At 66.6% G+C, this 22783-nt stretch carries 21 protein-coding genes; 12 read left to right on the top strand and 9 right to left on the bottom strand.

Translation table 11 applies throughout. The features are described 5' to 3' along the window. The first annotated feature begins 23 nt into the window (after window positions 1-23). Window positions 24-1028 (top strand): GlxA family transcriptional regulator, encoded by a 1005-nt coding sequence (locus ACOHWE_RS07570; protein ID WP_420665380.1) that lies wholly within the window; start codon window positions 24-26, stop codon window positions 1026-1028. A 150-nt stretch (window positions 1029-1178) separates the two neighbouring features. Here the strand turns inward: ACOHWE_RS07570 and ACOHWE_RS07565 are convergent, their stop codons facing one another. The 5 genes from ACOHWE_RS07565 to hpaR all read right to left on the bottom strand — a co-directional run bounded on the left by ACOHWE_RS07565 (window position 1179) and on the right by hpaR (window position 7065). Further along, window positions 1179-1760 carry a sarcosine oxidase subunit gamma gene (locus ACOHWE_RS07565; RefSeq protein ID WP_420665379.1) on the bottom strand — a complete coding sequence of 194 codons (582 nt, stop codon included), beginning with the start codon at window positions 1758-1760 and terminating at the stop codon, window positions 1179-1181. Continuing rightward, window positions 1753-4764, bottom strand: coding sequence for a sarcosine oxidase subunit alpha family protein (locus ACOHWE_RS07560; RefSeq protein ID WP_420665920.1), 3012 nt, complete (start codon window positions 4762-4764; stop codon window positions 1753-1755). Before ACOHWE_RS07560 ends, ACOHWE_RS07565 begins: the two co-directional genes overlap by 8 nt. Window positions 4765-4775: 11 nt before the next feature. Further along, window positions 4776-5063: a sarcosine oxidase subunit delta gene (locus ACOHWE_RS07555; RefSeq protein WP_420665378.1), complete on the bottom strand. Its 288-nt coding sequence runs from the start codon at window positions 5061-5063 to the stop codon at window positions 4776-4778. Window positions 5064-5078: 15 nt separating this feature from the next. Next, complete coding sequence (locus ACOHWE_RS07550) at window positions 5079-6329, bottom strand: sarcosine oxidase subunit beta family protein (RefSeq protein ID WP_420665377.1); 1251 nt, start codon at window positions 6327-6329, stop codon at window positions 5079-5081. A 295-nt stretch (window positions 6330-6624) separates the two neighbouring features. Next, complete coding sequence (hpaR, locus tag ACOHWE_RS07545) at window positions 6625-7065, bottom strand: homoprotocatechuate degradation operon regulator HpaR (protein WP_420665376.1); 441 nt, start codon at window positions 7063-7065, stop codon at window positions 6625-6627. 276 nt (window positions 7066-7341) lie between these two features. Between hpaR and ACOHWE_RS07540 the strand changes: the two genes are divergently transcribed. The 7 genes from ACOHWE_RS07540 to ACOHWE_RS07510 all read left to right on the top strand — a co-directional run bounded on the left by ACOHWE_RS07540 (window position 7342) and on the right by ACOHWE_RS07510 (window position 14988). After that, entirely contained in the window at window positions 7342-8754 is a 1413-nt protein-coding gene (locus tag ACOHWE_RS07540; RefSeq protein WP_420665375.1) for a pyridoxal phosphate-dependent decarboxylase family protein, read from the top strand. Window positions 8755-8856: 102 nt separating this feature from the next. Next, window positions 8857-9627 carry an HpcH/HpaI aldolase family protein gene (locus tag ACOHWE_RS07535; RefSeq protein WP_420665374.1) on the top strand — a complete coding sequence of 257 codons (771 nt, stop codon included), beginning with the start codon at window positions 8857-8859 and terminating at the stop codon, window positions 9625-9627. Between the two features lie 142 nt (window positions 9628-9769). Continuing rightward, window positions 9770-10945 carry a substrate-binding domain-containing protein gene (locus ACOHWE_RS07530; protein ID WP_420665373.1) on the top strand — a complete coding sequence of 392 codons (1176 nt, stop codon included), beginning with the start codon at window positions 9770-9772 and terminating at the stop codon, window positions 10943-10945. Between the two features lie 62 nt (window positions 10946-11007). Further along, window positions 11008-11784 carry an ABC transporter ATP-binding protein gene (locus ACOHWE_RS07525; RefSeq protein ID WP_420665372.1) on the top strand — a complete coding sequence of 259 codons (777 nt, stop codon included), beginning with the start codon at window positions 11008-11010 and terminating at the stop codon, window positions 11782-11784. After that, window positions 11777-12523, top strand: a complete 747-nt coding sequence (locus tag ACOHWE_RS07520; protein WP_420665371.1) for an ABC transporter ATP-binding protein — start codon at window positions 11777-11779, stop codon at window positions 12521-12523. Before ACOHWE_RS07525 ends, ACOHWE_RS07520 begins: the two co-directional genes overlap by 8 nt. Window positions 12524-12892: 369 nt before the next feature. After that, complete coding sequence (locus ACOHWE_RS07515; protein WP_420665370.1) at window positions 12893-13924, top strand: branched-chain amino acid ABC transporter permease; 1032 nt, start codon at window positions 12893-12895, stop codon at window positions 13922-13924. Continuing rightward, entirely contained in the window at window positions 13921-14988 is a 1068-nt protein-coding gene (locus ACOHWE_RS07510) for a branched-chain amino acid ABC transporter permease (RefSeq protein WP_420665368.1), read from the top strand. The genes ACOHWE_RS07515 and ACOHWE_RS07510 overlap by 4 nt, the downstream gene beginning before the upstream one ends. 196 nt (window positions 14989-15184) lie before the next feature. Here ACOHWE_RS07510 and ACOHWE_RS07505 read toward each other — a convergent pair whose 3' ends face one another. From ACOHWE_RS07505 to ACOHWE_RS07495, 3 genes are all read right to left on the bottom strand, one after another. Then, complete coding sequence (locus tag ACOHWE_RS07505) at window positions 15185-15520, bottom strand: hypothetical protein (RefSeq protein ID WP_420665367.1); 336 nt, start codon at window positions 15518-15520, stop codon at window positions 15185-15187. A 126-nt stretch (window positions 15521-15646) separates the two neighbouring features. Further along, the gene (locus ACOHWE_RS07500) at window positions 15647-16669 is read right to left on the bottom strand and encodes an aspartate-semialdehyde dehydrogenase (protein WP_420665366.1); all 1023 of its coding nucleotides are present in this window, start codon (window positions 16667-16669) and stop codon (window positions 15647-15649) included. An 80-nt stretch (window positions 16670-16749) separates the two neighbouring features. Next, on the bottom strand, window positions 16750-17925 hold the full coding sequence (locus ACOHWE_RS07495; RefSeq protein ID WP_420665365.1) for an MFS transporter: 1176 nt from the start codon (window positions 17923-17925) through the stop codon (window positions 16750-16752). 169 nt (window positions 17926-18094) lie between these two features. Here ACOHWE_RS07495 and ACOHWE_RS07490 point away from each other — a divergent pair, with 169 nt between their 5' ends. Next, entirely contained in the window at window positions 18095-19258 is a 1164-nt protein-coding gene (locus ACOHWE_RS07490) for a DUF3095 domain-containing protein (RefSeq protein WP_420665363.1), read from the top strand. Window positions 19259-19298: 40 nt separating this feature from the next. Here ACOHWE_RS07490 and ACOHWE_RS07485 read toward each other — a convergent pair whose 3' ends face one another. Next, on the bottom strand, window positions 19299-19949 hold the full coding sequence (locus tag ACOHWE_RS07485; protein WP_420665362.1) for a carbonic anhydrase: 651 nt from the start codon (window positions 19947-19949) through the stop codon (window positions 19299-19301). A gap of 176 nt (window positions 19950-20125) precedes the next feature. Here ACOHWE_RS07485 and ACOHWE_RS07480 point away from each other — a divergent pair, with 176 nt between their 5' ends. The 3 genes from ACOHWE_RS07480 (at window position 20126) to ACOHWE_RS07470 (ending at window position 22716) form a co-directional block, all read left to right on the top strand. Next, window positions 20126-20485: a hypothetical protein gene (locus ACOHWE_RS07480; RefSeq protein WP_420665361.1), complete on the top strand. Its 360-nt coding sequence runs from the start codon at window positions 20126-20128 to the stop codon at window positions 20483-20485. Between the two features lie 87 nt (window positions 20486-20572). After that, the gene (locus ACOHWE_RS07475) at window positions 20573-21955 is read left to right on the top strand and encodes a leucyl aminopeptidase family protein (protein WP_420665919.1); all 1383 of its coding nucleotides are present in this window, start codon (window positions 20573-20575) and stop codon (window positions 21953-21955) included. Continuing rightward, window positions 21952-22716 carry a C40 family peptidase gene (locus tag ACOHWE_RS07470; protein WP_420665359.1) on the top strand — a complete coding sequence of 255 codons (765 nt, stop codon included), beginning with the start codon at window positions 21952-21954 and terminating at the stop codon, window positions 22714-22716. The genes ACOHWE_RS07475 and ACOHWE_RS07470 overlap by 4 nt, the downstream gene beginning before the upstream one ends. Window positions 22717-22783: the final 67 nt, after the last annotated feature.

Genomic DNA, 22783 nt, shown 5'->3' with positions numbered 1-22783 from the left:
TTTTGCGCGCTACGATCAACAGCATGAAACGCGACCAGTCCATGACCCTTGGCTTCCTGATTTTCCCCGGCTTTCCAATGGCCTGCCTGACTTCGGCCATCGAACCTCTGCGCGCTGCCAACGAAATCGCCGGCAGTGAGACTTTCCGCTGGCGGGTGATCTCGGAAACCGGCGAAAGCGTCACTGCCTCTGCGAATGTCGCCTTCCAGCCCGACTGCGCGCTGGATGCGGCAGACGGCATCGACACGCTGTTCCTGCTCTCCGGCCCGCAGGGCAAGTTCCGGGACCCCAAGGGTTCCAACGGCAAGCTGCGCCATCTGGAGCGGCATGGCGCCACGCTGGGCGCGGTCTCGGGCGGGGTGTTCCCGCTTGCGCGCTCGGGCCTTCTGGACGGGCACAGCTGCTCGGTCCACTGGTGCTACAAGGCGGCCTTCACCTCGGAGTTTCCAACCCTGGCCACGCTGGACGACGTGATCGTGCGCGATCGCCGGCGCTACACCGTGAGCGGCGCCACCGCGATGTTCGATCTGGCGCTGATCCTGATCGAAGACGCCTTGGGCGACGCCGTAATGACAGAGGTCGCCTGCTGGTTCCAGCATCCCCTGGTGCGCTCCGAAGGGGTGCGTCAGAAGATTCCCGCCTTCAAGACCGACAGCACCGCCGACAGCCTGCCGCCGCCGGTGGCGCGCGCAGTGGAGTTGTTTGCGGCGAACCTCGAACACCCGGTGCCGATCCGCGAGGCGGCGGTGCAGATCGGCCTCTCGCCGCGGCAGCTGGAGCGCAGCTTCAAGGCCGCCACCGGGCAGAGCCCGGCGCTCTATTACCGCACCCTCAGGATGAATGCGGCGCGGCAGCTGGTGATGTATTCCCGCGACTCGATCACCGCAATCGCCAATGCGGTGGGCTACGCCACTTCCTCCACCCTGTCGCAGCACTACCGCGAAAGCTTCGGCCTCTCCCCGCAGGAGGAGCGCCGCAAGGTGAACCTGTTCCGGGTCAAGGACAACCGCCCGATCCCGTCGGTCTGACTTGCTCGCGGCGGGGGTTCTTTCGCCCGGCCCCTCTTCCTCTTGCTGAAAATATCCCCGCCGGAGGCAGCCGCCCTCGCAGCGCAGGCCGCCCGCAGGCATGGGGCACAGCCAAACGCCCGGCCGTTCAGCCGGGCGCTTCCAGTCGCGTCAGATCACCGATTTCGCCGCCGCCGCCAGCGCGTGATGCAGAGACCCGGCAGAAGAACGCGGACCGATGATCGAATACCGCTGCCCCGGCTCATGGCACAGCAGGAAGACCCCCAGATGCTCCATCACGGTGCGGGTGGCATCGCCCGGCTTGCCCGCGCGGATATCGGCGTTGCACAAACGCTCCAGGACACCGAAGCAGCGCGCGCCTTCCAGGTCGAAGCGGCACCAGCCGTCGGTCTGCTCCACCACCGAAGCCGCATCTCCTGCCGCCTGCTTCAGTTGCCGGGCGAGCAGGGCGTGGCTCGCATAGGGCGCGGAGACCATCCAGAGATCCGGCCCCATCCACCAGGCGGTGAAGACACCCGTATCGCACCAGCCTGCCGGCCCCGGCAGCGGCGCGCCCAGCACCTCCTGCGCCGCCGCACGCCCTGCCTCTTCGCCCCCCTGCCTCAGCGCGAACGAGGCCAGCGCCCGGTCTGTCACTTCGCGGATCAGCAGGCCGGTGAAGGCATCCGCCCGCGGCTCCTGCCCGCCGAGCGGGGTGATGGCTTTCAGTCTGTGTCCTGCAACCTTATCCACGAAGACGCTCCCCATCCGGATCCACAAAATGCGCGCTCACCACCTCGACCTGGATCTCCTTGCCTTCCAGCGGGCTGACGGCGCGGATGACCTCACCTTTGCGGGCATCGCCGCATCTCAAAAAACCGATCCCGATGTAGGATTTCAGCACTGGCGAATAGGCAGCCGAGGTGACATAGCCCTGGTCGGTGGCCGCGCTGACCTCGCCCGTGGCGTTCATCAGGTGCGCCCCGGCGAGGACCTGGTCGCTGGGGTGCACCGGCTTGAAACCCACCAGCTTCAGCGCGTCAGGCTCATTCAGCCCCTCGCGTTCGCTGAGCACGTTGCCGATGCAGTCCTTCTTCTTGCTGACCATCCGTCCCATGCCGAGGTTCAGCGCGGTAGTGGTGCCGTTCAGCTCGTTGCCCGCCGCATGGCCCTTCTCGATCCGCATGACGCCCAGCGCTTCCGTGCCATAGGGCACCACGCCGAACTCCTCGCCCGCCGCCATCAGCTCGCGCATCAGCGCATCGCCGTAGCGGGTAGGCACTGCGATCTCATAGGCCAATTCGCCGGAGAAGGAGATCCGGAACAGCCGCGCCCGGCAGCCGCCCGCCACGGTGATCTCGCCGCAGGCCATGAAGGGGAAGCCTTCGTTCGAAATGTCGAACTCCGGGTCCACCACCTTTTGCAGCAGCTTGCGGGCATTGGGACCGGCGACGGCGAATTGCGCCCAGGCCTCGGTGGTGGAGATCAGCTGCACGTCCAGGTCAGGGAACAGGCACTGGCGGGCAAATTCCATGTTCCGGTAGACCAGCACCGCGTTGGCGGTGGTGGTGGTGACGACGAAGTGATCCTCGGCAAAGCGTGCGGCGGTGCCGTCGTCATAGGCAATGCCGTCTTCGCGCAGCATCAGGCCGTAGCGGACCTTGCCTACCGGCAGCTTGGCGAACGCGTTGGCGTAGATCCTGTTCAGAAACTCCGCCGCATCCCTGCCCTGCACGTCGATCTTGCCCAGCGTGGTCACATCGCAGACGCCGACCGAGTTGCGGGTCTGCAGGACCTCGCGGTCCACCGACTGGCGCCAGCGGGTCTCGCCCGGCTTGGGAAACCACTGCGCCCGCAGCCACTGGCCGACCTCGACAAACACTGCGTCCTGCTCCTCAGCCCACTTGTGGCTGGGGGTCTTGCGGGTGGGGCGGAATTCTTCGCCCACCGAACGGCCTGCCATTACACCAAAAGACACCGGCGTGTAGGGCGGGCGGAACATGGTGGTGCCAACCTCGGGGATCTGCTTACCCGCAAGCTCCGCCATGATTGCGAGGCCGCCCATGTTGGAGGTCTTGCCCTGATCGGTCGCCATGCCAAGCGTGGTGTAGCGCTTCAGATGCTCGACCGAGCGGAAGTTCTCCTGATGCGCCAGCTTCACGTCCTTGACGGTGACGTCGTTCTGCTGGTCGAGCCAGGCGCGGCCCTTGCCCTCCTTCACGTACCAGAAGGGGGTCAGTTTGACAGGCGCGTCCTCGGCCTCGGGCAGCTCGGCAGCCTTGGCGGAAAAGCCCAGGTCCGCCAGCGCAGCCACCGCGCCCTCGGCACCTGTGCGCAGCGCCGCGGCGGTGGAGAGATCGCCATTGGCGGCCCCCGCCACGCGCATGCCCGGCGGCAGATCGCCCGCGGGCACGAAGGCTGCGATATCCTCGCGCCAGGCCGGGCGGCCGCGCTGGTGGCAGGTCAGATGCACGTTCGGGTTCCAGCCGCCGGACACCGCCAGCGCGCCGCAGGGAATGTCGCGGGTCGCGCCATTGGCAAGACGCACCCGCACCCACTCCAGCCCGAGCCGCCCCTTGGTGTCGATCACCTGAGCGCCGGCGAAGAGTTCGGCGCCTGCAACCTTGGGCGCGTCAGCGCGGGTGTCGATCACGGCCGAGACCTGCACGCCTTTGGCAATCAGGTCCGCCGCGGTGCGCCGGCCGTCGTCGTTGTTGGTGAAGACGGCTACTGTCTGATCCGGCGTCACCGCCCAACGGTTGGCATAGGCCCGCACCGCACCCGCCAGCATGATGCCCGGGCGGTCGTTGTTCTCGAACGCGATCGGCCGCTCGGTCGCGCCCGCCGCCAGCAGCGCCCGCTTGGAGTAAATCCGCCACAGGATCTGCCGCGGCTTGCCCGCTTCGGGCACCGCCACATGATCGGCCACGCGCTCCACCGCGCCATAGATGCCATGGTCAAAGGCGCCGATGATGGTGGTGCGCGGCATCAGCCGGACGTTGGGCAGCGCGGCGAGCTCCGCCTGCGCCTGCTCCACCCAGCCCGAGCCGGTGAGATCTCCGATACCGAAAGTTTCCGCATTCAGGCGCCCGCCGAGAAGGAAATCCTCCTCCGCCAGGATCACATGCGCGCCCGCGCGTCCCGCCGTCAGCGCCGCCATCAAACCGGAAGGCCCGGCACCGATCACCAGAAGGTCGCAATGCAGGAAGCCCTTGTCGTAGGCGTCCGGGTCCTCCTCGAGGCTGAGGCTGCCAAGCCCCGCCGCCTTGCGGATGATGGGTTCGTAGAGCTTCTCCCAGAAGGCCGCGGGCCACATGAAGGTCTTGTAGTAGAACCCCGCTGTCAGGAAGTTGGAGAACCGGTCGTTCACCGCCATGAAGTCATGCTTCAACGACGGCCAGCGGTTTTGCGAATTGGCCTCCAGACCATCGTACAGCTCAGCGGTGGTAGCACGGGTATTGGGCTCCTGCCGGCCGCCGCTGCGCAGTTCGACCAGCGCGTTGGGCTCTTCCGACCCGGAGGTCAGCACCCCCCGCGGGCGGTGGTACTTGAACGACCGCCCCATCAGCCGCACGCCGTTGGCGAGCAAGGCCGAGGCCAGCGTGTCGCCCTCCACCCCCTGATAGCGGGTGCCATCGAAGCTGAAGCTCAGCGTCCGGCCGCCATTGACCAGCCCGCCGTCGAGCCGGTTGGCCTGGCTGCCCTTGCGGGCGCCGGTTCCGCGGCCGGCCTGAAAGGCGAGGCCGCCTGCATTCATCACGGCATCAGTCATCTGCTGCGCCCCTCTGTCCGGGCCACGTCGCGGGCCAGCTCTACATTCAGGATTTCATGGGTCACCGTGTTACGGGTCACCACCAGCCAGGAGCGGTCGCCCTGCTCGTGGAACCACAACTCGCGGTGCTCGCCTGCCGGGTTGTCGCGCAGGTACAGGTAGTCGTGGAACTGCTCCGCGGCATCTTCGGCCTGCCAGTCCGGCCGGTTGATCAGGCTGGCGTCGCCCAGATAGGTAAATTCCTGCGCGTCCCGCGGCCCGAGGATCGGATGGTTGATGATCATCGCCTGTTCCTCTCCTCAATGCAGGTTCGGCTGGGCGCCCTGGCCCTTTTCGTCGATCATGCGGCCCGTGCGGAACCGGTCGAGCCGATAGGCCGCGGCCACCTTGTGCGGGGTGTCCGTGGCCAACAGATGCGCATAGCACCAGCCCGAGGCCGGGGTCGCCTTGAACCCGCCGTAGCACCAGCCGCCGTTGAAATAGAGGCCGTCGATATGGGTCTTGTCGATGAAGGGCGAACCGTCCATCGACATGTCCATGATGCCGCCCCAGCTGCGCAGCATCCGCACCCTTCCCAGCGCCGGGATGAGGGCCATGCCGCCCTCCATCACATCCTCGACCACCGGCAGGTTGCCGCGCTGAGCATAGGAGTTGTACATGTCCAGATCGCCGCCAAAGACCAGCCCGCCCTTGTCCGACTGGCTGACATAGAAGTGGCCTGCGCCAAAGGTGATCACCCCGTCCAGCACCGGTTTTAGCCCTTCCGACACAAATGCCTGCAGCACATGGCTTTCGATCGGCAGCCGCATGCCTGCCCTCTCCATCACCCGGCTGGAGGACCCGGCCACACAACTCGCCACCTTGCCCGCCCCGATGAAGCCCTTGGTGGTTTCGACGCCCAGGCATTTGCCGTTCTCGATCCTGAAGCCGGTGACTTCGCAGTTCTGGATGATGTCCACGCCGCGCAGGTCGGCGCCCCGGGCATAGCCCCAAGCAACTGCATCATGGCGCACCGTGCCGCCGCGGCGGTGCAGCAGACCGCCCTTGATCGGGAAGCGCGCGTTGCTGAAGTTCAGGAAAGGGTACATCGCCCGCACGCCGTCCGCATCCAGCAGTTCCGCGTCCGACCCGTTCAGGATCATCGCATTGCCCCGTCGGCGCGCCGCGTCGCGCTGCGCGTCCGTATGCACCAGATTCAGAATGCCGCGCTGGCTGACCATGGCGTTGTAGTTGAAGTCCTGCTCCAGCCCTTCCCACAGTTTCAGCGACAGCTCGTAAAAAGGCTCGTTGCCGTCCAGCAGGTAGTTAGAGCGGATGATGGTGGTGTTGCGGCCCACGTTGCCGCCGCCGATCCAGCCTTTTTCGATCACCGCGACATTTGTGAGCCCGTGCACTTTGGCGAGGTAGTAGGCCGTCGCCAGCCCATGCCCGCCGCCGCCGATGATCACCACATCGTAGCGCGCCTTGGGCTCCGGGTCGCGCCAGGCCGGTCGCCACCCCTTGTGCCCTGTCAGGGCCTCCTTGATCACTTTCAGGCCGGAATACCGCATGATGTCCCCTCAACTGTCCCCGCCAGCTTGGCGGTTTCCGCCGGAAAACACAGAGCGATTTCAGCCATCAACTGCGCCAAATGCGGCAATGGATCTGAATTGAGAGGCGAGCGGCGGGGGCCTATCACATGTACAACACCAGCCTGAACACCCCCTACGTCACTGATTTATAGAGATTTATTAGAATACCTCAGCAGCCGCGCACCCTTCCCATGCGCCAGTCCGTTTTGCGGCAGCCGCCACGCCATTCGCGCCACATGCGCCGGATCAGGCCCATACGGCGACTCGGCCCGCCTCACTCCGGCAGATCGATCCGGTCGAGCTCGTTTAACAGGTCCAGCAGGGCATCATAGCGCTCCGCGCCCATCTTGCGCCGGGTCTCCTCCGCGATCTCCAGCGCGGCGCCAATGTTATCAGCAATGATGCGCTCCCCGGCCGGGGAAACCCGCACCACCTGGCGGCGCCTGTCCTCGGTATCGCGTTCGCGGCTGATCAGCTGCTTGTCTTCCAGCTTCTGCAGGATCCGGGTCAGGCTGGGCAGCAGCAGGCAGGCCTCCTCGGCGATCTGGGTCGGGTCGATCGGCCCGTTTTCCTGCACCACCCGCAATACCCGCCACTGCTGCTCGGTCAGCCCCGCGTCGCTCAAAAGCGCGCGAATCGGCCCCATCACCCGCTCGCGCGCCCGCAGGAGCGCGATCGGCAGGGAGCGGCTGGTGCTTGGGATCGGTTTGCTCATGACCAAGTATCACCCCGAAGCGCTGCAAAGGCAATCGGCCCTCACGCTTGACGGGTGCCGCCGGGGTTTTCATAAACACGTTAAGAACGCGCAGGAAGGGCGCGCGCCCATCTGGACAAATCACTCGGAAAAAATCTTGCGCCTGGAGCCCGCGCCCCTTCCTCTTGCTGCAAATATCCCGGGGAGCGCGAGGGGCTGGTCCCTCGCCCCCTCACCCGCCGCGGACAGAACACCCGGGGCTGCGCCCGGCCCGGCCGAAAAGAAGGACACAACCGCATGAAATGGAACGAATTCTCCGAGTGGGGCCGCAGGGCCGCCGACTGGGCGCAGCACTACCATGAGACCGTAGGCGACCGCCCGGTGCGGGCGCAGACCGAGCCCGGCGAGGTGCTGGAGGCGCTCCCCGCCGCCCCGCCCGAGGATGGCGAGGGGATGGAGGCAATCTTCCGCGATTTTGAGAACATCGTGATGCCCGGCATCACCCATTGGCAACACCCCCGCTTCTTTGCCTATTTCGCCGCCAATGCCGCCGCGCCGTCGGTCTTGGCCGAGTTCCTGACCGCCGCCATCGCACCGCAATGCATGCTGTGGCAGACCTCCCCGGCCGCGACCGAGATGGAAACCCGGATGATGGACTGGCTGCGCCAGGCGCTGGACCTGCCCGCGGGCTTCCAGGGCGTGATCCAGGATTCGGCCTCCTCCGCCACGCTCGCGGCAGTGCTGACGATGCGGGAGAAGGCGCTGAACTGGCAGGGCAACCAACAGGGACTGTTCGGGCAGAAGGCCCTCAGGATCTATTGCTCGGCCGAGGTCCATACCTCCGTGGACCGCGCGATCTGGGTGGCGGGCATCGGCCAGGAGAACCTCGTGCGGGTGCCGGTCAAGGGCGATTGGCGCGGTATGGACCCCGACGCGCTGGAATCCGCCATTCAGGCCGACCTAGCGGCGGGTCACCAGCCTGCGGGGGTGATCCTGTGTGTCGGCGGCACGGGCACCGGTGCGACTGATCCCGTGGACCGCATCCTCGATGTGGCGCAAAAACACGGGCTCTACACCCACGTGGACGCCGCCTGGGCGGGCTCTGCAATGATCTGCCCGGAATTCCGCCACTACTGGCCGGGCGTGGAGCGCGCCGACAGCATTGTCTTCAACCCGCACAAGTGGCTGGGCGTGCAGTTCGACTGCTCGGCGCATTTCCTGAAAAACCCGGACGACCTGGTGCAGACGCTGGCGATCAGCCCGGAATACCTGAAGACCCATGGCCGCGACGGCATCATCAACTATTCCGAATGGACGGTGCCGCTGGGCCGCCGGTTCCGGGCGCTGAAGATCTGGTTCCTGATCCGCACCTACGGGCTGGAGGGGCTGCGCGCGCGGATCAGAAACCACGTCGCCTGGTCGAACCGGCTGCACGGGAAGCTCGCCGCGGAGCCGGACTTCGAGATTGTCACCCCGCCGATGTGGTCGCTCTGGACCTTCCGCTACACGCCGGAGGGGACCGGGGATCCCGACGACCTGAATCTCAGGCTGGTCAATGCGATCAACGACGACGGGCGCATCTACCTCACCCAGACCCGCGTCGATGGCAAGCTGGCGATCCGCTTCCAGGCAGGTCAGTTCGACACCACCGAAGCGGACGTGATGATGGCCTACGATGTTATTACCGAAATCGCCCGCGGGCTCGGCTGAGGCAGTCCGCTCCCGGCAGTGGACAAGCTGCGGGCACGGGCGCTAGCGTGCTTGGGAAAGCGGCTGCGGCCCGCCCGCAGCAACCAACAGGAGGTCCCGCCCATGCCCGCGCCCGAAAACACTTTCAAGGCCGCCCTTGCGCGCGGCGAGCGGCAGATCGGCTGCTGGCTGAGCTTCGGCGAGGCTGCCGCGGCGGAGATCATGGGCACCTGCGGCTTCGACTGGCTGGTAATCGATGGCGAGCACGCCCCCAACGGCATCCGCTCGATCCGCGACCAGCTGATGGCACTTGAGGCCTCGCCCAGCCATCCGGTGGTGCGGGTGCCGATCGGGGAAACCTGGCTGATCAAGCAGGTTCTGGATGCGGGTGCGCAGACCGTGCTGGTGCCGATGGTGGAAAGCGCCGCAGCTGCCCGTGACCTGGTGCGCGCCTGCCGCTACCCGCCGGAAGGTACCCGCGGCGTCGGCGCCGCCGCGGCGCGGGCCACCCGCTTTGGCACGGTGGAAGACTATATACAGACGGCGGACCGGGAAGTTTGCCTGCTGGTGCAGGTGGAAAACCGTGCAGGCTTTGCGGCGCTGGACGAAATCCTCGCGGTGGAAGGCATCTCCGGCGTCTTCATCGGCCCTGCCGACCTGTCGACCGACATGGGCCATCAGGGCAACTCCGCCCACCCCGAGGTGCGCGCCGCCATCGCCGATGCGATCGCCCGGATCAAGGCCGCGGGCATCGCTCCCGGCATCCTCGGCACGACCGGCGAGGCGGCACAGGCCTACGCGGACATGGGCGCGCAGTTTCTCGCGGTTGGCATCGACGTGCGCATCCTGACCCGCCACGCCAGGGCGCTGGCAGCCGCCTGGACCAAAAGGTAGCCGAGCGTGTAGTAAGGTCGCTTTTCTGAAACTGACCGGTTTCAAACACTTCCCCTAGCTTGTATTCCTGTACGCCAGAGCGCCCGCGGGGTGTGCGGAACAACCGCCTTCCGATCCCCGGCGCGCAGCAGGGAGAAGATACATGAAACGCGCAATCTTTGCGGGGATCGCATCCGCGTTGTCGCTGGCCTCGGCAGCGGCGGCGGACATCAGGATCGCCCATATCTATGGCAAGACCGGACCGTTCGAGGCCTATGCCAAACAGTCCCACGACGGGCTGATGCTGGGGCTGGAATACGCCACGGACGGCACCATGGAGGTGAATGGCGAGAAGATCGTTGTGATCGAGAAGGACACCCAGCTGAAGCCGGAAAACGGCCGCGCGCTGCTCGAAGAAGCCTATGGCGACGACGAGGCGGACCTGGCGATCGGCCCGGTCAGCTCGGGTGTGGCGCTGGCGATGCTGCCGGTGGCCGAGGAATACGAGAAGATCCTGATTGTCGAGCCGGCGGTTGCGGATTCGATCACCGGGTCCAACTGGAACCGCTACATCTTCCGCACCTCGCGCAACTCCAGCCAGGACGCGATTGCCAGCGCCATCGCGCTCGCCGGGGAGAACGTGCATATCGCCACCCTGGCGCAGGACTATGCCTTTGGCCGTGATGGCATCGCCGCCTTCCGCGAAGCGCTGGAAGCGCAGGGCAGTGGCATCGTGCACGAGGAATTCGCCCCCACTGACACCACCGATTTCACCGCCGCGGCAGAGCGCATCTTCAACGCGATGAAGGATCTGGAGGGCGAGAAGAAGCTGTTCATCATCTGGGCCGGCGGCGGCAACCCCTGGGCCAAGATCAATGCGCTCGACCCCGGCCGCTTCGGCATCGAGTTCGCGGGCGTCGGCAATATCCTCGCCGCGCTCAAGGGCTTCAAGGATTTCGAGGGCATGGAAGGCGGCACCTATTATTACTACGAGCTGCCCGACAATCCGGTGAACGACTGGCTGGTGGAAACCCATCAGGAGCGTTTCGGCACGCCGCCGGATTTCTTCACCGCAGGCGGCATGGCGGCGGGGATCGCCGCGGTCGAAGCGATCCGCAAGGCGGGCTCCACCGATACCGAGGCGCTGATCGCGGCGATGGAAGGCATGGAGTGGGAGACCCCCAAGGGCACCATGAAATTCCGCCCCGAGGATCACCAGGCGCTGCAGAGCATGTACCACTTCCGCCTGAAGAACGAAGACGGCGTGGAGTGGGCCGTGCCGGAACTGGTGCGCGAGCTGAAGATCGAGGACCTGCCGGTCCCGGTCCGCAACCAATAGCCCGGCCTGTCCCGCGGCCCCGGCATTTCGCCGCCCGGGCCGCGGAGCTTCCGGAGAAAGCCATGACCGATCCGATCCTCAGCACTTCCGGCCTGACCGTGCGCTTCGGCGGCCATGTCGCCGTCGACAGCGTCACTTGCGGGTTCCGCGCCGGTGAGCTGACCGCCATCGTCGGCCCCAACGGCGCGGGCAAGACAACCTACTTCAACCTGATCTCGGGCCAGATCCCTGCGACCTCGGGCCGCGTCCGCCTTCACGGACGCGACATCAGCGCGCTCTCCGTGTCCGCCCGCACCCGGGCAGGCATTGGCCGCGCCTTCCAGCTCACCAGCCTGTTCCCGGATCTGAGCGTGCTGGAAAACGTCCGGCTGGTGGTGCAGGCCAGGGCCGGGCGCGGCTTCAATCTGTGGACGATGGCGGCGCGGCATCGGGATCTGACGGAACAGGCCGAAGCGGTGCTGGCGGAGGTGCGGATGCTGGACCAGCGCCACCAGCTGGTGTCGGAGTTGCCGCACGGCAATCAGCGCAAGCTGGAGGTGGCGCTGCTCATCGCGCTCGACCCGGCCGTCTACATGTTCGACGAGCCCACCGCGGGCATGAGCGTGGACGAGGCCCCGGTGGTACTGGAGCTGATCGCCCGGCTGGCTGAGCGCCCCGGCCGAGCCATTCTGCTGGTGGAACACAAGATGGACGTGATCCGCACCCTGGCCCGCCGCATCGTCGTGCTGCACAACGGCGCCCTGGCCGCGGATGGCCCGCCAGCCGAGGTGATCGCCTCCGACGTGGTGCAGGAGGCCTACATGGGGCGCGGGCTGGAAGGGGTACTGCAGCATGGCTGATCCGGCAGCAGACGGCGGCGGCCCGGTGCTGCGGCTCGAAAGTGTCTGCACCGACATTGCGCAATACCACATCCTGCAGGGCGTCGAGCTGGCGGTGCCGCGCGGCGCAGTCACCATGCTCTTGGGCCGAAACGGGGTGGGCAAGACAACCACCCTGCGCAGCGTGATCGGCCACTGGCGCGCGCGGGCGGGGCGCATCCTGTTCGAGGGCTGCGACATCACCCGCCTGCCCACTCCTGACATCGCCCGCATGGGCATCGGCTATGTCCCGGAGGATATGGGCATTTTCGCGGGTCTGACGGTGGCAGAAAACATGCGGCTTGCCGCTCTCTCCGGTCCGCTGGACCCGGCCCGGCTCGACTGGATCTTCACCGCCTTCCCGCCGCTCGAGACCTTCTGGAACTCCGAGGCCGGCACGCTTTCGGGCGGGCAGAAGCAGATGCTGTCGATCGCCCGCGCCATGGCCGAGGAGCGCAAGCTCTATCTGATCGACGAACCCACCAAGGGGCTGGCCCCCGCGATCGTCGCCACCATGGCCAGGGCGCTGCAGGACTTGAAACGCCAAGGCGCGTCAATCCTGCTGGTGGAACAGAACTACGCCGTCGCCCGGGCGCTCGGCGACACTGCCGCGGTGATGGACGGCGGGCGGGTGATCTGGAACGGTGCAATGGCCGAGCTTGCGGGGGACGAGGCACTGCAGGCGCGGCTGATGGGGCTGAGCCTGGAGGCGCAGGCATGAGGGATGGACGGGCACAGCTTGGAGATTTCGATCAATCGCGGTGGCTGCTTGCGGCGGGTGAGACAGGAGCGGTTAGCCGCGCATTGCCGGCGCGCGTGGTGGCGATCCGGACGGTTGTGGCTGGCAGTTTATGCCGGCCAAGTCCCTACGCCTTTTTCAGGGACCGCCAAGCGGCAGCCAAATCGCCGCCGCGTGGGGGCGCGCCGGCGATGCGCGGCGGCCTGCGGCCTTGTTCCGCGCGGGGTGTGTTTGGCGCGGGACCTAACTTGCTCAAGACGAACCGCAGCCGCACGTCGTACCGGTGCTCCTTGAGGCTTAATGCCTCCGGCAGGGATATTTTTTTGGCCAGAAGAACAAGGGAGTGCGCGCATGACCGCTGCGCCTGAACATGCGCCGGTGATGGCGCGGGTCCCGGTCCGGGACCGTATCGCGCCGCATCTGCCGCTCTTGCTGGTGCCCTTGCTGGCGGCGGCGGGCTTTGCCGCGATTCAAAACCCGGCAAGCTGGCTGACGCTCACCGTCTCGGGGCTCGCCATGGGGATGATGATTTTTCTGATGGCCTCCGGCCTCACGCTGGTTTTCGGCCTGATGGACGTGATCAACTTCGGCCACGGCGCCTTTGTCTCGGCGGGCGCCTTTGTTGGGGTCTCGGTGCTCTTGACGCTCGGCCACTGGACCGGCGCGCCTTCGCTGATGCTGAACCTCGCTGCCGTACTTGCTGCGGTTCTGGCAGCGATGGCGGCGACCGGCCTTTTGGGATGGGGCTTCGAGAAGATCATCGTCGAGCCGGTCTACGGAAGCCATCTGAGCCAGATCCTCGTCACCATGGGCGGGCTGATCGTGGCGGAGCAGCTGATCATCGTGTTCTGGGGGCCGGAGGAGATCTATTTCACCCGCCCCGAGGCGCTGAAGGGCGCGCTCACTTTCGCGGGGGCCGCGATCGAGAAATACCGGCTGGTGGCGGTTGGTGTGGGCCTGCTGGTGTTCCTCGCAATGCGCTGGGTGCTGCGGCGCACGCGGGTGGGATTGATCGTGCGCGCAGGAGTCGAGAACCCGGAGATGGTGATGGCGCTTGGCTACCGCTTGCGGCTGGTCTTTGCCGGGGTGTTCATCGCAGGCTCGGCGCTCGCGGGGCTTGGCGGAGTGATGTGGGCGCTCTACCAGGAGGTCATCACCGCGCATATGGGCAACGAGGCGATGATCCTGATCTTCATCGTAGTGATCATCGGCGGGCTCGGCTCGGTCGAGGGCTGTTTTATCGGCGCGCTGCTGGTCGGGCTTTTGCAGAACTACGTCGCCTTCCTGGAGCCCAAAGCGGCGCTGGTCTCCAACATCGCCCTGATGGCGGCGGTGCTGATGTGGCGCCCGATGGGCATGATTCCGGTGGTGAAGGCAAAATGATACGCACGCTTCTGTCGGGCGACACGCCCCGTTCGCTGCCGCTGGCGCTGCTGCTTGCCGCGGTTCTGATCTGCCTGGCGCTGGCACCCTTCCTGTTTCCCGGCGTGCGCACGGTGGATACCGCGGCGCGGATCTGCGTGTTTCTGGTTCTGGCGGCGAGTTTCGACCTGATGCTCGGCTATGCGGGTATCGTGAGCTTTGCCCATACGATGTTCTTCGGCATCGGTGCGTACGGCGTGGCGCTGGCGTCGCTGCACATGGGACGCGGCTTCGGCGCGCTGGCGCTGGGGGCGGCGGGCGGCGCGCTTGCGGCAGCGGCGCTGGCGCTTGTGATCGGGCTGTTTTCGCTGCGGGTCAGGGCGATCTTTTTTGCCATGATTACCCTCGCCGTCGCCTCCGCGTTTGCGGTGCTGGTGAGCCAGTTGTCGCATCTGACCGGCGGCGAGGACGGGCTCACCTTCCGCACCCCGCGCGAGCTCGGGCCCGCCTTCCGCTTTGGCAAGGAGACCTTCGGGGGTGAGATCCTGGGCGTGAAGCTCAACGGCAAGCTGCTCGCCTATTACCTCGTCTTCTTAGGCGCACTGCTCCTGTTTCTCGGGCTTTTGCGGGTGGTGAACTCACCCTTCGGCCGGGTGCTGCAAGCGATCCGCGAGAATGACTTCCGGGCCGAGGCGATCGGCTACCGGGTGGTCTATTACCGGGTGGCGGTGACCTGCCTTTCCGCGGCTGCTGCGGCGCTTGCGGGGGCGCTTTACGCGGTCTGGCTGCGCTACGTGGGGCCGGACACGGTGCTGTCGCTGGGGATCATGATCGACATCCTCCTGATGGTGGTGATCGGCGGCATGGGCACGATGTACGGGGCGGTAATCGGGGCAGCGCTGCTCGTGCTGGCGCAGAACTACCTGCAGGCGCTGATGGGCCGCGCGGCCGGGATCACCGAAGGGCTGCCGCTGCTGCCGGAAATGCTGAACGCGGACCGCTGGCTGTTGTGGCTGGGGGTGCTGTTCATCCTCAGCGTCTATTTCTTCCCGGCCGGCGTAGTGGGGCGGCTGCGCCGGCGCTGACCGGCGGGAGTAATAGGAAAAGGGACCGATCCAGCGCCCGCCGGCGCCCCTGGCGGCCTTGGCCTGCGGCGACCCCTGATCGCCGGCGACGGGCGGGAGGGCGCCGCTGCAGGTTCGATATGGTGCCGCTAGGGCAGGCAGGCGGCCGTTTCCCTGCTTGGCAAGGAACGGTAAACCAGCGCCCGATGCCCGCCGGTCACTGCCGCGGGGCCGCCGGGCCGAAGCGCGCCTCCAGCTCTGCGGTCGGGTGGCCGAGCGCGCGGCAGGGGCAGATCTCCACGTGGCTGCGGGCGTCATGCAGCCGCAACTGGCCGCCGCCGTGGCGCTTGAGGTAGAATCCCTTGCGGCGCAGGCTGCGGCAAAGGGTGAACCAATCCTCAGCGGCAGCAAAATCACTCTGCAGGATCAAGCGCAGCTGCATCTCCATTTCGCTGTCCATCCGGCCGCTGGCGCGGGCCGTGGCCCAGCCGGACTGCTGCAGGTCGTCGCGCTGTACCGGGGTGGCCGTCTCGAAGTCTTGCAAGGCGAACATGCTGTTATCTCCTGTCTGGCTTATCTCCTCTTCAAGGTACCCCGGTCCGGAGCTGCGCGGCAGCCGTGCAAAGGAAAGGGGGCCGCCTCTTCCGAAGCAGCCCCCTATCCGAAAGGCGATTGTTGCTCAGCCCTTCTTCAGGACCTCACGCCCCAGAAGCTCGGCGATCTGCACCGCGTTAAGCGCCGCGCCCTTGCGCAGGTTGTCGCTGACGCACCACAGGTTCAGCCCGTTCTCCAGCGTTGAATCCTGGCGGATGCGGCTGATGAAAGTGGCGAAATCGCCGACGCATTCCTTCGGCGTCACGTAGCCGCCGTCCTCGCGCTTGTCGATCACCATGATGCCCGGGGCCTCGCGCAGGATGTCGCGGGCCTCATCCTCGTCGAGGAAGTCCTCGAACTCGATGTTGATCGCCTCGGAGTGGCCGACAAACACCGGCACCCGCACGCAGGTCGCGGTGAGCTTGATCGCGGGGTCCACGATCTTCTTGGTTTCCGCCACCATCTTCCACTCTTCCTTGGTGGAGCCGTCATCCAGGAAGACGTCAATGTGCGGAATCACGTTAAAGGCGATGTCCTTGGGGTAGACCTTGCGCTGGTAGTCGTCGGTCGGGTTGTAGTGCGCCTTGGTCTGGTCCCACAGCTCATCGATGGCGTCCTTGCCGGAGCCGGAGACCGACTGGTAGGTCGAGACCACTACGCGCTTAATGCGGGCGCGGTCGTGCAATGGCTTCAGCGCCACCACCATCTGTGCGGTGGAGCAGTTGGGGTTGGCGATGATATTCTTCTTGGCATAGCCGTGCACCGCCTCGGGGTTCACTTCCGGCACGATCAGCGGGATGTCCGGGTCGTAGCGGTAGAGCGAGGAGTTGTCGATCACCACACAGCCGGCCGCCGCCGCCTTGGGCGCGTATTTCTTGGTCGCGTCCGAGCCGATTGCAAACAGCGCCATGTCCCATCCGCTGAAATCGAAAGTGTCGAGATCCTGGGTTTTGAGAGTCTTGTCGCCGAAAGTGACTTCGGTGCCCAGCGAACGGCGGGATGCCAGAACGGCAACCTCATCCACCGGGAACTGGCGCTCTGCCAGGATGTTCAGCATTTCGCGGCCCACGTTCCCCGTGGCGCCGGCGACAACGACGCGATAACCCATATTGTTTCTCCAATCTTGCCCGGTCTCATGACCGGCGCCGGTGTCATAAAGGTTTCGCGGCAAAGATTAAAGGGGCCGGCTCAGTCCATGCTGTCGCGGCTGAAAAGATAGAGGCCGCAGCCCAGCGCCAAAGCGGCAAGGAAGAAGGCGAATATGGCGGTGTAGGGCAAGGCGGAGGCCGGTCCGCCGGCGAGGCCCGCATGCAGGCGGCCGGTGGCGAACTGCATGATCCCCACCCCGCCGATGCCAAAGAAATTCAGCAGCGTCACCCCCCGTCCCGCCAGGTGCGGCGGCACGAAGGCGCGGCCGTGGGCGATGATCACCGGGAAGGAGGCGCCGAAGAAGCCCACCGCCGCCATCAGCGCCACCGGCACCCAGACCGGCGCGCCCGCCGCCATGATCAGTCCCGCCAGCGCCAGGCAGGCCAGCGCATTGCCGGTAAAAATCACCCATTTGCGCGTGCCCAGCACCCGGTCCAGCGGCCCGTAGGCAAAGGTGCCCGCGATCATCGCCATGCCCATCGCCAGCGTCGCAAGGCCCACCCCCTGCGTGCTGAGCCCGTAGAGATCGCCGAGATACGGGCCGATCCACAGCCCCCTCAGTGCGCCCGAGGGCGCGTAGGCGACCAGCATCAGCGGAAAGATGGTCCATAAAACCGGCATGCGGAGCAGATCCAGGACCGAACCCTTGTGCTCCCCGTCCGGTTTTGCGGGGTCGGAGACGGTGAGAAAGATCCCCGCCGCCACCGCGGCAGACACCACCGCCAGCCCCGCCAGTGTGCCGCGCCAGCCGAACAGCTCCACCGCCAGCGCCGTCGGATAGGAGGCCACGAGATTGCCGGCCGAGCCCACTCCCAGCATCAGCGCCGCCAATGTGGCGAAACGCGCGGGCGGGTACTGGCGGGCGAAGATATAGTAGGAGGCCATCAGCACCGGAGAGCAGCCGATGCCGATCAGGAACATCGCTATGCTCACATGCAGCGGCGCCGTGGCAGCGGCAAACAGAGCAGCCCCGCCGCCGCCGCCCAGGAGCAAAAGCACCCCGGCCGTGCGCCGCGGTCCGGCATGGTCCAGTGCCCAGCCCACCGGCAGCTGCATCGCCGCAAAGGATAAAAACCACATGCCCGACGCAAACGCGAGGTCATCGGGCGCGGCACCGATGTCGCGGCCAAGCGCCGCGGTCAGCACCGCCAGAAAGGCGCGGAAGAACTGGCTCAGCACATACGCCAGGCATAAAACGATCAATCCGGCCTGCATACCGCCCCCTCTTTTGCCACGCCTCCGGGCCGCGCCTGGCGGCCGCCTCCGCGGTCTTGGCGCACAGGTTGCATGTTTGGCCCGGCGGTACAATTTGTTTAACGTGAACGGCGCAGGCAACCGGGTGCGGACTGGATGCAGGCATGATCCAGTCAAGGCGCGAGACAGCATGAGCACGGATGATTTCTACGACGGCCTCCCCAAGCTGCGCAGCTTTCGCGACCTCGCCGCGCCGGAAGCCTTCACGCCGCTGCCGCGGGACTGGTATCTGTGCTGCACCGATATCGTCGATTCCACTTCCCTGATCGCCGCGGGCCGCTACAAGACCGTGAACATGATCGGCGCCTCGGTGATCGCGGCGATGCGCAATGCGCTGGAGGGCGCCGCCTTTCCCTATGTCTTCGGCGGCGACGGCGCTGCCTTTGCGGTGGCGGAGCGGCACCAGGCATCCGCGCAGCGGGTGCTTGCCGGACTGCGCGTCTGGGCCGAGGAGGAATTCGGCGTCACCCTGCGTGCGGCGATGCTGCCGGTCGCCTGGATCCGGGCCGAGCGGCTGGATGTGCGGGTCGCGCGCCACGCGGTCTCCGAGCATGCGGATTACGCGATGTTCTCGGGCGGAGGGCTGGCATGGGCCGAAGCGCAGATGAAGGCCGGCGCATTCGCGGTGCCGCCGGACCCTGACTATCTGCCGCCGGATCTCACCGGCCTCTCTTGCCGCTGGAGCAGCACGCCGGCACAGAACGGGCTGATTCTCTCCCTCGTGGTGCGCCCCGGTCCAAAGGCCACGCCCGAGGCCTTTGCCACCGTCGCTGCCAGTCTTACCACCCTTGCGGACACGCTGCACCGCAACGGCCACCCGGTGCCCGAGTCCGGCCCGAGACTGCGTTTCCCACCTGAGGGCCTGGATGCGGAGGCGCGCAGCTGGAACAGCAAGTTGCCGCTGTTATTACGCAAGCTTTTCCTGCTTGCCGAAACCGCCTTCGCCGCCCTGATTCTCATACGAAAGAAGCCCGCGGGCCGTTTCGATCCGGTGCATTACCTGTCGGTTCTGAGCAGAAACAGCGATTTCCGCAAGTTCGACGACGGGCTGAAAATGACGCTCGACTGCACGCCTGGAGTGCAGGAGCAGATTCGCCAGGCGCTCAACGAAGCGGCAGAGGGGGGGCTGGTGCGCTACGGGATGCACGCGCAAGAGTCGGTGCTGGTGACCTGCATCGTGCCTTCGGTGCTGGAGGACGGGCACGTGCATTTCGTCGATGGTGCCGCGGGCGGATACACGCAGGCGGCCGCCAACCTGGCCGCCGCCTGCGCTGTACACGAGACTGCAAAGTAGACCCGGCCTTGGGGCCGGCCCGCTTGCCGCCGCTTTCGGATCAGACCTCGGCGAACTTGCCGGTCTTGGGGTCGTAACACTCCAGCCCGCCCTCGCCGATGTCGGTCCACAGGCCGTGCAGGCTGAGCGATCCGGCCTTCACCGCATCCGCTATGAAGGGGAAGGTCATCAGGTTTTCCAGCGAGGCGACCACCGCCTGGCGCTCGAACTGGCGGGCCTGGGCTTCGGCGTCCTCGATCGCCTCCACCTGTTCGAACTTGGGCTTGAGGATCTCCATCCAGCGGCCGACAAAGCTGGTCTTCTCCTCCAGATGCGGCGCCTGGCCCTTGCACATGTCGATGCAGCCCTGAACGCCGCCGCATTGCGAATGACCGAGCACGATCAGATGCGCCACCTTCAGCGCGGTCACCGCATATTCCACCGCCGCCGAGGTGCCGTGGTGATCGCCATCCGGCGCGAAGGGCGGCACCAGATTCGCGATGTTGCGGTGGATGAAAAACTCGCCCTGGTCGGCGCCGAAAATCGAAGTCACGTGCACCCGGCTGTCGCAGCAGGAAATCACCATCGCGCGCGGGCGCTGGCCTTCCTTAGCGAGACGGCGGTACCAGCCCTGGTTTTCCTCGTAAGACGTGGCTTTCCAGCCATGGTAGCGGGTCACCAGATAGTTTGGGAGAGGTTTGGCATATTCCACGTATTGTTCCTCCGGTCGTGAGCATTTCAGCCCTATTAGCCTGCATTCACTGCAAATTCGAGCAATTTGAACCGGGCCGCGGAAACCTTTTGAAAACTTGTGGGGCTCACATTAGCAGGCGTGCCGTGGGGGCATGAAGAACTTGGGTGAACGTGGTGGCAAATATACTAACAGTAATGCACTCCGAAAAAGTGCGCCTGGATCCTGGCAAGCTGGCCGAGCTCTACGACCAGCTGGGGGAAACAGGCGCCGAAGACGTTGTCTGCCGTGCGATCGAGGAAATGGCAGTGCGGCTGACGCATTGCGAACGGCTCTGGCGGCAGAACGACATGGCGAATCTGCGCAAGAGCGCGCGCTCGCTGATCGCGATCTCCGACCAAATCGGGATGACGGCCATGGCCGCGATCGCGCGCGACGTAATGGTGGCAGTGGACGCCAATGATGTCCCGGCCATCGCCGCGACCCTGTTCCGGCTGATGCGGGTCGGTGAACGCTCGCTGACCGCTGTCTGGGACCAGCAGGACCTTTCGGTCTGAGCAGCCCGGCCGGCTGGCGGGACTTGCGGGCCGCGCTCTGGCGGCTACTCTGGCGGCCGGAACCGCCTTGCTACCGGAGTTTTCATGATGCCGCCCGTCTTTGCCGCGCCCAGCCCGGACGCCCGCCCTCTGCATATCCTCGACAAGGATCAATGCCGCAGCTGGCTTGAGAGCCAGCCCGCCCGGGTACAGGCCTGGGCCGAAGCGCAGGGGTTCACCGGAGCCTGCGGGCAGGCGCTCACGGTGCCGGATGAGGACGGCCGGATCAGCCTGGCGCTGGCTGGCTACGGCACCCCGGCAGAACGCGTGCGCCGCCGTTTCGTGCTGGCCGAAGCTGCCGCCAAACTGCCGAAGGGCACCTATGAAATCGCGTCGGGCCTGCCGGAGAACGCTGACGCCGAATGCCTCGGCTGGCTGCTCGAAAGCTACCGGTTCGACCGCTACAAACCCGCCAAACAGGGCGGCGGCGCGGCCCTTGTTGCTCCCGAGGGCATCGACGCCGCAGCCATAGAATCGCTTGCGGCAGCGGAGGTGCTGACCCGCGGCCTGATCGACACCCCGGCCAGCGACTTAGGCCCCCAGGAGCTGCAGGAGGCCTGCGCGGCGCTTGCCTCGGAGTTTGGTGCGGAGCTTTCGGTGATCGTGGGCGGGGATCTGCTCGCACAGAATTTTCCGATGATCCACGCAGTTGGCCGCGCCTCGGACCGCGCGCCGCGGCTCATCGACATGCGCTGGGGCACCGCGGGCCCGCGGCTCACCCTGGTGGGCAAGGGCGTCTGCTTCGACACCGGCGGGCTGAACCTGAAACCCGGGGTCAGCATGGGGCTGATGAAGAAGGACATGGGCGGCGCGGCCAACGTGCTGGGTCTGGCGCGGATGATCATGGCCGCCGGGCTCAAGGTTCAGCTTCGGGTGCTGATCCCGGCGGTGGAGAACGCCGTCTCCGGCCCCGCCTTCCGACCTGGCGACATACTGACCGCGCGCAACGGGCTGACGGTGGAAGTGAACAACACCGACGCCGAGGGCCGTCTGGTTCTAGCCGACGCGCTGGCGCTGGCCACAGAGGAAGAGCCGGACCTGCTGATCTCCATGGCGACACTCACCGGCGCGGCGCGGGTGGCCCTGGGGCCGGACATTTCGCCCTTCTACACCGATCACGAGGCCGACGCCGCCGCGCTCGCCGCCGCGGCCCCGGCCGCCGCCGACCCGGTCTGGCGCTTGCCCTTCCATACGCCATACGAGACGATGATCGAGCCAGGCATTGCCGATCTCGACAACGCGCCCGCCGGTGGGTTTGCGGGCTCGATCACAGCGGCGCTGTTCCTGCGCCGCTTCGCTGGCGCCGCCCGCTACATGCATTTCGACATCTACGGCTGGACCCCCAGCAGCGCGCCGGGCCGCGCCAAGGGCGGCACGGGCCAAGGCGCGCGGGCGCTGTTTGCAGCGCTGCCCGGGATGCTGAAACTGTGAGCGGCGCGGAGCTGACCGCCGGCGCCCAGGCCCGCGTTGCCCTGCCCGTGGCCGACCTGCACGGCGCCCCGGGCGGCGCACGCACGCGTCAGGTGCTCTGCGGCGAGCGGGTGGAGATCCTCGAGGAAGACGGCCGCTGGCGCCGCATCCGGGCGGCCAAGGACGGCTATATCGGCTACCTGCGCACCAGTGACCTCGCCCCGCCCCTGCCCGCCAGCCATTGGGTCAGCGCCGCCGCGACCCATGCCTACACCGAGGCCGAGTTCAAATCGCCCGAGCGCTGCGGCCTGAGCCATGGCGCCCGGGTGCAGGTCACCGGCAGCCATGGAAGGTTCCTGGCGACCGATCAGGGCTTCATCCCGGCGGGCCACCTCTCGCCCCTCGGGACCTGGGCTTCGGACCCGGTCAAGGTGGCGGAGCTGTTCCTCGGCACGCCCTACCTCTGGGGCGGCAACAGCCGCTGGGGGATCGATTGCTCGGGCCTGGTGCAGGCCGCGCTGGTGGCCTGCGGCCTGCCCTGCCCCGGCGACAGCGGCCCGCAGGAGGCCGGCCTGGGCCGGGCGCTGCCGCGCGGGACAGACCGGCAGCGCGGCGATCTGCTGTTCTGGGAAGGCCATGTTGCGCTGGTGCGGGATGCGGACACGCTGATCCACGCCAACGCCCATCACATGGCGGTGGCGCTGGAACCCCTGGAGGCCGCCATTGCCCGCATCGCGGCTCAGGGCGACGGGCCGGTCACCGCACACAAACGGCTGGAGTGATCCGCAACGGCGGCGGCAGGGAGACAAGTCTTAGAAGTTTATGCCGGAGAACTTGAGCGTTCCGCCG

Origin of the sequence: Cribrihabitans neustonicus, from assembly GCF_048820895.1 — a bacterium.
Taxonomy (GTDB): Bacteria; Pseudomonadota; Alphaproteobacteria; order Rhodobacterales; family Rhodobacteraceae; genus Cribrihabitans_A; species Cribrihabitans_A neustonicus.
The sequence above is the reverse complement of the archived record's forward strand: the minus strand, read 5'-3'. Positions and strand labels throughout refer to the sequence as shown.

Bases quoted from the DNA above. Each gene is read 5' to 3' on its own strand.
- ACOHWE_RS07500 (WP_420665366.1), bottom strand. From the start codon at position 16,669: ATGGGTTATCGCGTCGTTGTCGCCGGCGCCACGGGGAACGTGGGCCGC.
- ACOHWE_RS07570 (WP_420665380.1), top strand. From the start codon at position 24: ATGAAACGCGACCAGTCCATGACCCTTGGCTTCCTGATTTTCCCCGGC.
- ACOHWE_RS07510 (WP_420665368.1), top strand. From the start codon at position 13,921: ATGATACGCACGCTTCTGTCGGGCGACACGCCCCGTTCGCTGCCGCTG.
- ACOHWE_RS07520 (WP_420665371.1), top strand. From the start codon at position 11,777: ATGGCTGATCCGGCAGCAGACGGCGGCGGCCCGGTGCTGCGGCTCGAA.
- ACOHWE_RS07525 (WP_420665372.1), top strand. From the start codon at position 11,008: ATGACCGATCCGATCCTCAGCACTTCCGGCCTGACCGTGCGCTTCGGC.
- ACOHWE_RS07560 (WP_420665920.1), bottom strand. From the start codon at position 4,764: ATGAATGCAGGCGGCCTCGCCTTTCAGGCCGGCCGCGGAACCGGCGCC.
- ACOHWE_RS07515 (WP_420665370.1), top strand. From the start codon at position 12,893: ATGACCGCTGCGCCTGAACATGCGCCGGTGATGGCGCGGGTCCCGGTC.
- ACOHWE_RS07490 (WP_420665363.1), top strand. From the start codon at position 18,095: ATGAGCACGGATGATTTCTACGACGGCCTCCCCAAGCTGCGCAGCTTT.
- ACOHWE_RS07475 (WP_420665919.1), top strand. From the start codon at position 20,573: ATGCCGCCCGTCTTTGCCGCGCCCAGCCCGGACGCCCGCCCTCTGCAT.
- ACOHWE_RS07495 (WP_420665365.1), bottom strand. From the start codon at position 17,925: ATGCAGGCCGGATTGATCGTTTTATGCCTGGCGTATGTGCTGAGCCAG.
- ACOHWE_RS07535 (WP_420665374.1), top strand. From the start codon at position 8,857: ATGCCCGCGCCCGAAAACACTTTCAAGGCCGCCCTTGCGCGCGGCGAG.
- ACOHWE_RS07555 (WP_420665378.1), bottom strand. From the start codon at position 5,063: ATGATCATCAACCATCCGATCCTCGGGCCGCGGGACGCGCAGGAATTT.
- ACOHWE_RS07550 (WP_420665377.1), bottom strand. From the start codon at position 6,329: ATGCGGTATTCCGGCCTGAAAGTGATCAAGGAGGCCCTGACAGGGCAC.
- ACOHWE_RS07540 (WP_420665375.1), top strand. From the start codon at position 7,342: ATGAAATGGAACGAATTCTCCGAGTGGGGCCGCAGGGCCGCCGACTGG.
- ACOHWE_RS07480 (WP_420665361.1), top strand. From the start codon at position 20,126: ATGCACTCCGAAAAAGTGCGCCTGGATCCTGGCAAGCTGGCCGAGCTC.
- hpaR (WP_420665376.1), bottom strand. From the start codon at position 7,065: ATGAGCAAACCGATCCCAAGCACCAGCCGCTCCCTGCCGATCGCGCTC.
- ACOHWE_RS07530 (WP_420665373.1), top strand. From the start codon at position 9,770: ATGAAACGCGCAATCTTTGCGGGGATCGCATCCGCGTTGTCGCTGGCC.
- ACOHWE_RS07505 (WP_420665367.1), bottom strand. From the start codon at position 15,520: ATGTTCGCCTTGCAAGACTTCGAGACGGCCACCCCGGTACAGCGCGAC.